Genomic DNA, 12,000 nt, shown 5'->3' with positions numbered 1-12,000 from the left:
CACCTGGCAGCCCGGCCGCCCATCCGCAAGCAGTTCGCCGCCGGGGCTCGATAACCTCAACGCCGCTGCAGCGTCTGCAGCAGCGCGCGCACCGGCTCGGGCAGCGGCACCGGCCGCTGGCTGGCCCGGTCGACGTAGACGTGGACGAACTGCCCCACCGCCGCGGCGGTGTCGACGTCGTTGCGGAACAGGCCGATCTCGTAGCGCACGCTGCTGCGGCCGAGGTGGGTGACCTTCAGCCCGGCGTGCACCGTGTCGGGAAAGGCGATCGACGAGAAGAAGCGGCAGCGGGTCTCGACCACCAGGCCGATGACCGGGCTGCGCACCACGTCGAGCACGCCGTGCTCGATCAGGTGGCGGTTGACCGCGGTGTCGAAGAAGGCGTAGTAGACGACGTTGTTGACATGGCCGTAGGCGTCGTTGTCGCCCCAGCGGGTGTCCAGCGGCCGCAGGTGCGGGTAGTCGGCCCGGCGGGTCGGGGCCGCCTTGGCGTCGGCCTCGCTCACCACGCCTCCCGGTACAGCGCCAGTGCGTCGGCCTGGGTCACCTCGCGCGGGTTGTTGACCAGCAGCCGCGTCTGCAGCATGGCGTCGGCCGCCAGCTGCGGCAGGTCGGCGTCGCCGATGCCCACCTCGCGCAGCCGGCCGGGCAGGCCGACGCCGGCCGACAGGCCGCCCATCCACCGCACGAAGGCCTCGGCCCTGGCCGCCGTGTCGCCGCCGGTGCCCGGCTGCACGATGTCGCACAGCTCGGCGTAGCGGTCGGCGGCCTGCGGCAGGTTGAAGCGCAGCACCGGCCCGAGCATCAGCGCGTTGGACAGCCCGTGCGGCACGTGGAAGCGCGCGCCCACCGGGTAGGCCAGCGCGTGCACCGCCGCCACCGGCGCGTTCGCGAAGGCCATGCCGGCCAGGCTGGCGCCGAGCAGCATGTCCTCCCGCGCCGCCCTGTCGCGGCCGTCCCGGCAGGCGCGGTGCAGCGCGCCGGCGAGCAGGCGCAGCGCCTCGCGGGCCAGGCAGTCGGACAGCGGATTCTTCAGCCGCCGGGTGGTGTAGGCCTCGACCGCATGGACCATGGCGTCGATGCCGGTGGCGGCCGTGACGGGCGCGGGCAGGCCGACCGTGAGTTCGGCGTCCAGCAGCGCCAGGTCGGGCAGCAGCAGCGGCGAGACCACGCCCTTCTTCTCCCCGGGGCCGGTGGTGACGATGGCGATCGGCGTCACCTCCGACCCGGTGCCGGCGGTGGTGGGCACCAGCACCAGCGGCAGGCGCGGGCCGCGCGCCTGGCCGATGCCGTAGGCACCCGCCAGCGGCTCCCGGCTGCCCGCCAGCAGGGCGACCAGCTTGGCCACGTCCATCGCGCTGCCGCCGCCGAAGCCGAGCACCAGGTCGGCGCCGGCGCCGAGGGCGGCCTGCACCGCGGCTTCGATCACGTGCTCGGGCGGGTCGGCCTCGACCTCCGAGAAGACCCGGTGCGCCAGGCCCGCGGCCTGCAGCCCGGCCAACGGGGCCTGCAGCAGGCCGGCCGCCAGCACCCCGGGGTCGGTGATGACCAGCACGCGCGTGGCGCCCAGCGCCGCCAGCCGGTCGCCCAGCCGGCCCGCGCCGCCGCGCTGCACGCTCAGGCTGCGGGTGGTGTTGAAGTCGAAGTCGTTCATCGTGGTCTCCCTGGGTCGCCAGTGTCCGTCCGGCACGCCGCCGGGCCGTCACCCAGGCGACAGCGCGCCGGCATGAAGGTCGGCCGCAGCGCCATCCCGGCGCGACTAGACTGCGCCGCCGCCATGCCCGCCGACGCCCCGTCCCCCGCCCGCAGCGCCGCCGTGATCGGCGGCGGACCCGCCGGTCTGATGGCCGCCGAAGTGCTCGCCGCCGGCGGCATGCCGGTGGACCTGTTCGACGCCATGCCGTCGGTCGGACGCAAGTTCCTGCTGGCCGGGCGCGGCGGGCTCAACCTCACGCATTCGGAACCCACCGAGCGCCTGCTGTCGCGCTACGCCGAGCGCGAGGCGGCCCTGGCGCCGCACGTGGCCGCCTTCGACGGCGCGGCGCTGCGCGAGTGGGCGCAGGCGCTCGGCATCACCACCTTCGTCGGCAGCTCGGGCCGGGTGTTCCCCGCGGACCTGAAGGCGGCGCCGCTGCTGCGCGCCTGGCTGCACCGGCTGCGCGCGGCCGGCGTGCGGCTGCACGCGCGGCACCGCTGGACGGGGTGGCAGGCCGACGGCGCGCTGGCCTTCCAATCGCCCGCCGGCCCGGTGACCCATCGTGCCGACGCCACCGTGCTGGCGCTGGGCGGCGCAAGCTGGCCGCACCTGGGGTCGGACGGCGCCTGGGTCGACCTGCTGGCGGGCCGCGGCGCGGCGGTGGCGCCGCTGCGGCCGTCGAACTGCGGCTTCGACGTCGCCGGCTGGAGCGACCACCTGCGCCAGCGCTTCGCCGGCCAGCCGGTCAAGCCGGTGGCGGCGTTCATGGCCGACGGGCCGACCGCCGGCCAGCGTCAGCAGGGCGAATTCGTGCTCACCGACAGCGGCGTGGAGGGCAGCCTGGTCTATGCCTTCAGCGCGCGGCTGCGCGAGGCCATCGCGGCCCGCGGCCGGGCGACGTGGTGCCTCGACCTGCTGCCCGGCCACCGCTTCGAGCAGGTGCTGGCCGAGACACTGCGCCCGCGCGGCCCGCGCAGCCTTGCCACCCACCTGAAGAGCCGGCTCGGCCTGCACGGCGTGAAGACGGCGCTGCTGCACGAGGTGCTGGACCCGGCGCAACTGGCCGACCCGCACCGGCTGGCGCAGGCGATCAAGGCGCTGCCGCTGGTGCTGGTCGCGCCGCGTCCGCTGGACGAGGCCATCAGCACCGCCGGCGGCGTGCGCTTCGAATCGCTGGACGCGCAGCTGATGCTGCGCGCGGCGCCGGGCGTGTTCTGCGCCGGCGAGATGCTGGACTGGGAGGCGCCCACCGGGGGCTACCTGCTGACCGCCTGCTTCGCCACCGGCCGCGCGGCGGGCGACGGCGCATTGCGCTGGCTGCACCGTTGAGCCGGCCGGCCCAGCGACCGGCGTTTGTGGCCTAATCGCGGGTTCGCTCCACACCTCCCAACGAGCCAGCCATGGGCAACAAGATCGTCACCGAAGCGGACCGCCGCGCCACCCCGAGACCCGCCGCCCCCGGTGGCGTCACCTTCACCACCGGCAAGGGCCAGAAGCGCAGCCTGGAGCGCGGCTCCCACACCCGCAGCAAGAAGAACCCGGGCAAGCGGCCGCACAAGGGTGGCTGACCGGCGCGGCTGACCCCGGCCGCAGCCTTCTTCGTCGAAGGCTCCATCACACCGCCGCCTCCGGGCGGCGGTTTGCATGGCAGACCCCACCATGCTGCGCATCACCGAACTGCGACTGCCGCTGGACCACGCCGAACCCGCCCTGCGCGCGGCCATCGTGGCGCGACTGGGCGTGCGCGACGCCGACCTGTTCGGCTTCACCGTCTTCCGCCGGGCCTACGACGCCCGCCGCAAGAGCGCCATCGAGCTGGTCTACACCGTGGACTGCACCCTGGCCGACGAGGCCGGCGTGCTGCAGCGCCTGGCCGGCGATGCCAAGGTGGGCCCGTCGCCCGACACCGCCTACCGCTTCGTCGGCCACGCCCCGGCCGACGTCCGGGCCGACGACCGGCCGCGGCCGGTGGTGGTGGGCTTCGGTCCCTGCGGGCTGTTCGCCGCGCTGCTGCTGGCCCAGATGGGCCTCAAGCCGCTGGTGCTGGAGCGCGGCAAGCCGGTGCGCGAACGCACCAAGGACACCTGGGGCCTGTGGCGCCAGGGCGTGCTGCAGCCGGAATCGAACGTGCAGTTCGGCGAGGGTGGCGCCGGCACCTTCAGCGACGGCAAGCTGTGGAGCCAGATCAGCGACCCGCGGCACCTCACGCGCAAGGTGCTGACCGAGTTCGTCAAGGCCGGCGCGCCGGAGGAGATCCTCTACGTCAGCAAGCCGCACATCGGCACCTTCCGGCTGGTCAGCATGATCGAGAAGATGCGCGCCGAGATCGAGGCGCTGGGCGGCGAGATCCGCTTCCAGCAGAAGGTCGTCGACCTGGTGATCGAGGACGGTCATGTGCGCGGTCTCGTCCTGGCCTCCGGCGAGCAGCTGCGCGCCGACCAGGTGGTGCTGGCGCTGGGCCACAGCGCGCGAGACACCTTCCAGGTGCTGCACGCGCGCGGGGTCCACATGGAGGCCAAGCCGTTCTCCATCGGCTTTCGCGTCGAGCACCCGCAGGGTGTCATCGACCGGGCGCGCTTCGGTCCCAGTGCCGGCCATCCCATCCTCGGCGCGGCCGACTACAAGCTGGTGCACCACGCGCGCAACGGCCGCTCGGTCTACAGCTTCTGCATGTGCCCGGGCGGCACGGTGGTGGCGGCGACGTCGGAGCCCGAGCGCGTGGTGACCAACGGCATGAGCCAGTACTCGCGCAACGAACGCAACGCCAACGCCGGCATCGTGGTGGGCATCGCGCCGCAGGACTACCGGCAGGACGGCCGCGCCGACGGGCCGGTGAACCCGCTCGACGGCATGGCCTTCCAGCGCCTGTGGGAGTCGCGCGCCTACGAGCTCGGCGGCGGCGGCTACCGCGCACCCGGTCAGCTGGTGGGCGACTTCCTCAAGCGCCAGCGCAGCCGCGAGGTCGGCGACGTGCTGCCGTCGTACACCCCGGGCGTGACGATGACCGACCTGGCCGCGCCGGGGCGCGGCAGCCTGCCCGAGTACGCGCTGGACGCCATCCGCGAGGCGCTGCCGGCCTTCGAGCAGAAGATCCGCGGCTTCGCCATGCCCGACGCGGTGCTCACCGGCGTCGAGACCCGGACCTCGTCGCCGCTGCGCATCCCCCGCGGCCGCGACTTCCAGAGCCTCAACGTCCGCGGCCTGTACCCGGCCGGCGAGGGGGCGGGTTACGCCGGCGGCATCATGTCCGCCGGCGTCGACGGCATCGAGGTGGCGGAGGCGCTGGCCCGAGAACTCCTGCACCCGCCGCGCGCCTCATGAAACTCGCCACCTGGAACATCAACTCGCTGGGCGTGCGCCTGCCGCAGCTGCTGGACTGGCTGGCCGGCGCGCAGCCGGATGCGCTGGTGCTGCAGGAAACCAAGCTCACCGACGACAAGTTCCCCGCCGACGCGCTGCGCGAGGCCGGCTGGCAGGCGGTCTTCCACGGCCAGCGCACCTACAACGGCGTCGCGCTGCTGTCGCGCACCGGGGCGCAGGACGTGGTGCGCAACATCCCCGGCTTCGACGACGAGCAGGCGCGGGTGATCGCCGGCACCGTGGCCGGCCTGCGCATCGTCGGCGGCTACTTCCCCAACGGCCAGGCGCCGGGCAGCGACAAGTTCGCCTACAAGATGCGCTGGCTCGACGCGCTGCGCGAATGGCTGCGCGGCGAGCTGCAGCGCCATCCCGCGCTGGTGCTGATGGGCGACTACAACATCGCCCCCGAGGACCGCGACGTCTGCGACCCGGTGGCCTGGGCCGGGCAGATCCACTGCACCGACGAGGAACGCACGCACTTCAAGGCGCTGCAGGGGCTGGGGCTGGTGGACGCCTTCCGGCTCTTCGAGCAGCCGCCCAAGGTCTACAGCTGGTGGGACTACCGCATGCTAGCCTTCCGCCGCAACCAGGGGCTGCGCATCGACCACATCCTGGTCAGCGACGCCCTGAAGGGCGCCGTGAAGGGCTGCAGCGTGGACCGGGCGCCGCGCAAGAACGAGCGGCCCAGCGACCACGCGCCGGTGATCGCCGAGCTGGACTGGCCGCCGGCCTGACGCCCGGCGTTCAGCCGAGCAGGTTGGCCAGCACCAGCAGCGCCAGCAGCAGCATCCACAGCACCACCGAGCGCCAGACCAGCGCCACGATGTTCTGCAGGTGCGAGGGCAGCGGCGGCACGCCGGGGGTGGAGCCGTCGCTGGCCGGGTTGGCGCCCGCGCCGCCGACGAAGGTGCGCGAGCGGTCCGGCGTGATGCCCGGCGCCGCGATGCCGCCCAGCTGCAGGCCGACCGCGCCGGCCGCCGACGCCAGGATGATCCCCTCGTTGGCGTGGCGCCACAGCAGCGCATGCTGACGCCAGCCGTTGATCGCCTCCTCGAAGTTGCCGACCACCGCGAAGCCGAAGGCGGTCAGCCGGGCGGGCACGTGGTCGATCAGCGAGAACAGCCGCTGCGACAGCTGCATCGAGCGTTCGTTGGCCGGCGCCTGCAGCGCCTTGCTCTTGAACGACCAGTAGCGGCCGCAGAACTCGGCCATGCGGTAGAGGATGGCGCCGGCCGGGCCGAGCCCCACCGCCTGCAGCGCGACGAACCAGAAGAAGACGCCGAAGACGTGGCGGTGCGCCGCCAGCAGCGAGTGCTCGATGACGTGGCGCAGCAGCTCGTTGCGCGGCAGCTCGCTGGCGTCGAGGTGGCGCCATTCGGACAGCAGCCGCCGCGCTTCCGCCTCGTCGGCCCGGTCCAGCGCGTCGCGGATGTCGGTGAAGTAGTGGCTGAACTGCCGGAAGCCGAGCGTGAGGTAGAGCACCAGCACGTTGAAGGCCAGCGCCAGCGCCGTGCTGTAGGCGTTGATGGCCAGGTAGGCGGCGGCGACGATGACCGTGGGCACCAGCACCGAGACGCCCCAGACCACCCAGGCATGGTGCTCGCGGCCGGCGTCGAAGTTGCGACCGGCCCAGCCGGTCCAGCCGACCAGGGCGTCGTGGACCCGGTTGTCGCGCGGCAGGGGTTTGACCTGCTCGATCAACAGGGCCAGCAGGACGGCGAAAAAACTCACAGGTGCACCCTATCGCTTCGCTCCGCGGAAGCGCTCATCGGCCGCGATGATAGGGCCGCTGGTCAGGCGCTCAGGAAGCGGTAGAGGTTGCGCAGCATCGACGCGGTGGCGCCCCAGATGAAGTAGCGCCTGGCATGCTCGCCCTCCGGCGTCCACGGCATGGAGAGGAAACGGCGCTGCCGGCCCTCGAACTCGATGGCATGCCAGCGGTGGTGCGCCGGGTTCATCAGGAAGGCCAGCGGCACCTCGAAGACCTCGGCCACCTCGAAGGGGTCGGGCTTGAGCGGCAGGTCCGGCGCCACCAGGCCGACCACCGGCGTGACGACGAAGCCGGTGCCGGTGCGGTAGGGCGGCAGCTGGCCGATGACCTCCACCGCGGTCGGCGGCAGGCCCACCTCCTCCTCGGCCTCGCGCAGCGCGGTGGCCACCGCGTCCGCGTCGCCCGGGTCCACCTTGCCGCCGGGGAAGGCGATCTGGCCCGGATGGTCGTAGAGGTGCGGCGTGCGCTCGGTCAGCAGCACGGACAGTGATGCCCGCTGCACCAGCGGCACCAGCACGCTGGCCGGCGTGGGCCCGCGGTCGTTGAAGCGCGGTTCGCCTTCGATCTCCGGCTGCCAGGCGGGCGGCAGGCGGAAGCGCCGGCGCAGCGCCTCCGGCTGGAGCCGGTCCGGCGGCGGCGGCGCCAGGTGGCCGTCCGCCGACAGCACCGGCAGCGTCAGCGGGTCGAAGCTCAGGGCCATGGGGGTGCAGGGGCGATGGCAGCGGAAATGAAAAAGCCGCCCGGGGCGCTCGACCTCGGACGGCTCGTTCGGAGCAGCAAAGCCGCTTAGGCCAGCTTCTCCTTGATGCGCGCCGACTTGCCGCTGCGCTGGCGCAGGTAGTACAGCTTGGCGCGGCGCACGTCGCCGCGGCGCTTCACGTCGATGGAGGCGATCAGCGGGCTGTAGAGCTGGAAGGTGCGCTCGACGCCTTCGCCGCTGGAGATCTTGCGCACGATGAAGCTGCTGTTCAGCCCGCGGTTGCGCTTGGCGATGACCACGCCTTCGTAGGCCTGCACGCGCTTGCGGGTGCCTTCGACGACGTTGACGTTGACGATGACGGTGTCGCCGGGCGCGAAGGCCGGGATCGTCTTGTTCAGCCGAGCAATCTCTTCCTGCTCGAGGGTGCGGATCAGGTCCATGGTTTCTCCAGGTGATCGTGCCGGCGCGCCCGCGGATCGGGCCTGGGGGCGGTCTGCCCCGCTGGATGCGAAGGGTCAGCTGCCCGCCCGGCAGAGGATCGAAAAGCCCATGATTATAGCCCGAGGGATGCGAGGTACCGCTCGTCGGCGGGGCTCAGCCGGCCGGCGGCGCGCGCGGCGTCGATCAGGTCCGGCCGGCGGCGGGCGGTGCGCGCCAGCGCCTGCTCGCGCCGCCAGCGCTCAATCTGGGCGTGGTGGCCGGACAGCAGCACCGGCGGCACCGGCTGCGCGCCCTGCACGGTGTCGAGCACCTCGGGACGGCTGTAGTGGGGGCCTTCGAGCAGGCCGTCGGAAAAGCTGTCCTGCTGGTGCGACTGCTGGTCGTTCAGCACGCCGGGCTGCAGCCGGGCGACGGCGTCCAGCAGCGCCAGCGCCGGCAGTTCGCCGCCGGACAGCACAAAATCGCCCAGGCTCAGTTCCAGGTCCACCTGGTCGTCGATGAAGCGCTGGTCGACGCCCTCGTAGCGCCCGCACAGCAGCAGCGCCCCGGGACCGGCGGCGAGCCGCTCGACGAGCGCCTGGTCGAGGCGCCGGCCGGTGGGCGTGAAGTGGACGAGCGGCGCGCCGGCACGGTCCTGCCCCCGGTCGGCGCGGATGGCGGCCACCGCCCTCTGCAGCGGCTGCGCCAGCATCACCATGCCGGGACCGCCGCCGTAGGGGCGGTCGTCGACACGGCGGTAGGCGTCCTCGGCGAAGTCGCGCAGCGGCCACAGCCGCACCTGCACCGGGCCGTCGAAGGCGCGGCGTGTCACGCCGACCGCCAGGTGCGGCGCGAACAGTTCCGGGAACAGGGTGATGACGTCGAAGCGCATGGGCGCGCCGGGCGGTTGGCCGCTCAGTAGTCCGGCGACCAGTCGACGGTGATGCGCCGGCCCGGCAGGTCCACCGCGTCGACGTACGCGGCGACGAAGGGGATCAGCCGTTCGTCCGCGTCTTGCTCGGAGGGCTGGACCCGCAGCACCGCATGGGGACCGGTGTCCAGCAGGCCGGCGACCCTGCCGAGGGCGGCGCCGTCGCGGTTCACGACGTCGAGCCCGATCAGGTCGACCCAGTAGAACTCGCCGTCGTCCGGCGCCGGAAAGGTGGCACGGGAGACGAGCACGCGGGCGCCCTTCAGCGCCTCGGCCGCCGTGCGGTCGCGCACCTGGCTGGCGGTGGCCACCACGTTCTCGCCATGGCGGCGCGCCTGGACGATGTCCAGCACCGGCGGCAGCGGTGTTGACGCCACCGCGCCGGGCGGCGGCGCCGGGCGGTCTTCAGGCGGCAGGAGGAACCAATGGCCCGCCGTGAGCAGGGCCTGCGGCTGGTCGGCGTGCGGCGCGACCTTGAGCGCACCGCGCACCCCCCAGGCACCCGCGATGCGGCCGACCTCGACCGCATCGTCGGGACGGCTGGCGACCGCCGGGCCCGCCTGCGGCAGGGCCGCGGGCCGGCGTTCGGGCGCGGCCGCCATCGTGGACGTCAGGCCGCGGCGGCCGGCGCCGGCTGGGCCTTGGCCTGCTCGACCAGGCGTTCGACGGTGGGCGACAGCTGGGCGCCCACGCCCTTCCAGTAGGTCACGCGGTCCAGCGACATGCGCAGCCCTTCGGCGCTGCCGGCAGCCACCGGGTTGTAGAAGCCGACGCGTTCGATGAAGCGGCCGTCACGGCGCTCACGGGAATCGGCGACGACGACGTTGAAGAAGGGACGCTTCTTGGAGCCACCACGGGCCAGGCGAATCACGACCATGGAAATACCTCGGAACTCTTGCTTGGGGTGAACGCCGCACCAGGAGACACCGCAGGTGGACAGGCTGTTCTGACATTCGGTGGTGCTTGGCGAGCCTTGCTCACGGCCACGCCACCGATTCGGTCGGCCCCGTAGATACGCCGGCTCGCCCCCTGCACCTTGCACCGGCCGACCCGCCCTCCCGGGTGGTCGAGCCGAAGCCGCTCGAGGCGTCCGGCCGAGGCCGAAAACCGGGCATTATAGACCGTTGACCATGAGCCATGACCGCCTCGTCCTGCGCCCTGCCCACGCCGCCGATGGCGCCGCGATGGCCGAGGTGTACCGCCACCATGTCGAGCACGGGACCGGCACCTTCGAGACCGTCGCGCCGAGCGCCGACGAGATGGCCGCGCGGCTGGCCGACGTGCAGGCCCGGCGGGGCGTGTGGTGGGTGGCCGAACGCGACGGCGGGCTGCTCGGCTACGCCTATGCCCAGCCCTTCCGCCCGCGCCAGGCCTACGCCTGGTGCTTCGAGGACTCGGTCTACCTGGCGCCGGCGGCCTGTGGCCAGGGGCTCGGCCGCCTGCTGCTGGCCGAACTGATCGGCCAGTGCCGGGCGCGCGGCGTGCGCCAGTTGGTCGCCGTGATCGGCGACGCCGCGAACGCCCCCTCCATCGGGCTGCACCGTGCCCTGGGATTCGCCCCGGCCGGCGTGCTGACGGCGGCCGGCTGGAAGCACGGCCGCTGGCTGGACGTCGTGCTGATGCAGCGTTCGCTCGGGGCCGGCGCCGCCGCCGCGCCAGGGAGCGCCGCATGACCGCGGCGCCGCACCGTGCGCCGCGCCGCAAGGCGGTGGCGACCTGGCTGGCCGTGCTGGCCGGCGTCTTCGGCGCCCACCGGTTCTACCTGCACGGCTGGCGCGACGCCTGGGCCTGGGCCCACATCCCGGCCACCCTGCTGGGGCTGCAGGGCCTGGTGCGCATGCAGACGCTCGGACAGGACGACCGCCTGTCGTGGCTGCTGCTGCCGCTGCTCGGGCTGATGGTGGCGCAGGCCATGCTGACCGCCATCGTGCACGGCCTGACGGCCGACGAACGCTGGAACGCGCGGCACAACCCCGACCGGCCCGCGCCGCCCGCAGGGTGGCTGGCGGTGCTCGGCGTCATCCTCGCGCTGATGGTCGGCGCCACCGCGCTGCTGAGCACCATCGCGTTCTCGGGGCAGCGCTTCTTCGAATGGCAGATCGAGGAGGCACGGCGGATCAGCCAGTGAGGCGTGCACAAAACCCGGATGCGCGGACGGCCGCAACGGCAGAATTCGTCGGACCCAGCCGGCACCGCCTCCCATGACCGACATCCGATCCCCCCGTTGCTCCGTGGCGATGGCCACCTACAACGGTGCACGGCATCTGCAGGCGCAACTGGACAGCATCGCCGCGCAGACGGTGCTGCCCACCGAACTGGTGGTGTCGGACGACGGGTCCGGCGACGCCACGCTGGACATCGTCCGCCAGTTCGCGAGGACGGCACCGTTCCCCGTCGTCGTCCTGGAACGCGAGGGGGCCAACCTCGGCATCCTGCGCAACTTCATGCGCGCGTTCTCGGCCTGCGGCGGCGAGGTGATCGCCTATTGCGACCAGGACGACGTCTGGGATGCCCGCAAGCTCGAACTCTGCCTCGACCGGCTTCGCCAGCCGACCACGGCGCTGGTGATGCACTGCAGCCTCGTGGTCGATGCGGACCTCCATCCCACGGGGGCCACCATCCCGCCGCGCGACGGCGTGCAGCACCACCGGTTCCCGACCTTCCCCATCGTCTTCAACGGCTACGGACACCAGATGGTGTTCCGCCGCGAAGTGGCGCAGGCGATGGCCTGGGCCGTCGAGCACAAGTCGAACGAGCTCAGGCTGGCGTCCAACCTGGACGGCCTGATCTCCGCCGTGGCGGGCCTGCACGGCGACGTCGTCTGCCTGCCGGACCCGTTGATCCGCTTTCGCCGCCATGCCGCCGCCACCTCGCCGGTGGCCCGCGAAGCCGGAAAGTCCGGCATCCGCTCGCGCAGCAGCGCCAAGCTGAAGAACCTGCTGCTGGTGGCCGACCTGCTGCGGTCCGTCCGGCTGGGCTTCGCGGACTACGCGGCACAGCAGCCGCCGCTGCAGTCGCGCTGGGAGCGCTACAGCGCCTGGAGCGTCGCGACGGAGTTGTTCATGCGCTCGCGGGCCGGCCTGTACCAGCCGCCCTCGATGGCACGGCGGCTGACCCGTCTG

At 73.1% G+C, this 12,000-nt stretch carries 14 protein-coding genes and 1 pseudogene; 7 read left to right on the top strand and 8 right to left on the bottom strand.

All coding sequences use genetic code 11. The features are described 5' to 3' along the window. Window positions 1-56: 56 nt before the first annotated feature. Entirely contained in the window at window positions 57-506 is a 450-nt protein-coding gene (locus tag LRS07_RS10870; protein WP_260501923.1) for an acyl-CoA thioesterase, read from the bottom strand. Further along, entirely contained in the window at window positions 503-1,654 is a 1,152-nt protein-coding gene (locus LRS07_RS10865) for an iron-containing alcohol dehydrogenase (protein WP_260501922.1), read from the bottom strand. Before LRS07_RS10865 ends, LRS07_RS10870 begins: the two co-directional genes overlap by 4 nt. A 123-nt stretch (window positions 1,655-1,777) precedes the next feature. On the opposite strand from LRS07_RS10865, the gene LRS07_RS10860 reads away from it, so the two are divergent. The 4 genes from LRS07_RS10860 (at window position 1,778) to xth (ending at window position 5,790) form a co-directional block, all read left to right on the top strand. Next, complete coding sequence (locus LRS07_RS10860; RefSeq protein ID WP_260501921.1) at window positions 1,778-3,025, top strand: TIGR03862 family flavoprotein; 1,248 nt, start codon at window positions 1,778-1,780, stop codon at window positions 3,023-3,025. 71 nt (window positions 3,026-3,096) lie between these two features. After that, window positions 3,097-3,264: a hypothetical protein gene (locus tag LRS07_RS10855; protein WP_260501920.1), complete on the top strand. Its 168-nt coding sequence runs from the start codon at window positions 3,097-3,099 to the stop codon at window positions 3,262-3,264. Between the two features lie 91 nt (window positions 3,265-3,355). Next, a complete protein-coding gene (locus tag LRS07_RS10850) occupies window positions 3,356-5,017 on the top strand; it encodes an NAD(P)/FAD-dependent oxidoreductase (RefSeq protein ID WP_260502088.1) in 1,662 nt (553 codons plus the stop codon). Further along, entirely contained in the window at window positions 5,014-5,790 is a 777-nt protein-coding gene (xth, locus tag LRS07_RS10845; protein WP_260501919.1) for an exodeoxyribonuclease III, read from the top strand. Before LRS07_RS10850 ends, xth begins: the two co-directional genes overlap by 4 nt. A gap of 10 nt (window positions 5,791-5,800) precedes the next feature. On the opposite strand, the gene LRS07_RS10840 is transcribed toward xth, so the two are convergent. The 6 genes from LRS07_RS10840 to rpsP form a co-directional block, all read right to left on the bottom strand. Further along, window positions 5,801-6,787 (bottom strand): CobD/CbiB family protein, encoded by a 987-nt coding sequence (locus tag LRS07_RS10840; protein ID WP_260501918.1) that lies wholly within the window; start codon window positions 6,785-6,787, stop codon window positions 5,801-5,803. Window positions 6,788-6,849: 62 nt separating this feature from the next. Beyond that, window positions 6,850-7,527, bottom strand: coding sequence for a CoA pyrophosphatase (locus LRS07_RS10835; protein ID WP_260501917.1), 678 nt, complete (start codon window positions 7,525-7,527; stop codon window positions 6,850-6,852). Window positions 7,528-7,613: 86 nt separating this feature from the next. Beyond that, the gene (gene rplS, locus LRS07_RS10830; RefSeq protein ID WP_260501916.1) at window positions 7,614-7,967 is read right to left on the bottom strand and encodes a 50S ribosomal protein L19; all 354 of its coding nucleotides are present in this window, start codon (window positions 7,965-7,967) and stop codon (window positions 7,614-7,616) included. A gap of 113 nt (window positions 7,968-8,080) precedes the next feature. Then, the gene (gene trmD, locus LRS07_RS10825) at window positions 8,081-8,839 is read right to left on the bottom strand and encodes a tRNA (guanosine(37)-N1)-methyltransferase TrmD (protein WP_260501915.1); all 759 of its coding nucleotides are present in this window, start codon (window positions 8,837-8,839) and stop codon (window positions 8,081-8,083) included. Window positions 8,840-8,862: 23 nt separating this feature from the next. Beyond that, window positions 8,863-9,480, bottom strand: coding sequence for a ribosome maturation factor RimM (gene rimM / locus LRS07_RS10820; RefSeq protein ID WP_260501914.1), 618 nt, complete (start codon window positions 9,478-9,480; stop codon window positions 8,863-8,865). An 8-nt stretch (window positions 9,481-9,488) separates the two neighbouring features. Beyond that, complete coding sequence (gene rpsP, locus LRS07_RS10815; RefSeq protein WP_260501913.1) at window positions 9,489-9,755, bottom strand: 30S ribosomal protein S16; 267 nt, start codon at window positions 9,753-9,755, stop codon at window positions 9,489-9,491. Window positions 9,756-10,008: 253 nt separating this feature from the next. On the opposite strand from rpsP, the gene LRS07_RS10810 reads away from it, so the two are divergent. From LRS07_RS10810 to LRS07_RS22245, 3 genes and pseudogenes are all read left to right on the top strand, one after another. Beyond that, window positions 10,009-10,551: a GNAT family N-acetyltransferase gene (locus LRS07_RS10810; RefSeq protein WP_260501912.1), complete on the top strand. Its 543-nt coding sequence runs from the start codon at window positions 10,009-10,011 to the stop codon at window positions 10,549-10,551. Next, window positions 10,548-11,006, top strand: a complete 459-nt coding sequence (locus LRS07_RS10805) for a TM2 domain-containing protein (protein WP_260501911.1) — start codon at window positions 10,548-10,550, stop codon at window positions 11,004-11,006. Before LRS07_RS10810 ends, LRS07_RS10805 begins: the two co-directional genes overlap by 4 nt. 73 nt (window positions 11,007-11,079) lie before the next feature. Then, window positions 11,080-11,538: pseudogene (locus tag LRS07_RS22245) on the top strand (glycosyltransferase); the annotation flags it as partial. Window positions 11,539-12,000 lie beyond the last annotated feature (462 nt).

Source organism: Aquabacterium sp. J223, assembly GCF_024666615.1.
Classification (GTDB): Bacteria; Pseudomonadota; Gammaproteobacteria; order Burkholderiales; family Burkholderiaceae_C; genus J223.
The sequence above is the reverse complement of the archived record's forward strand: the minus strand, read 5'-3'. Positions and strand labels throughout refer to the sequence as shown.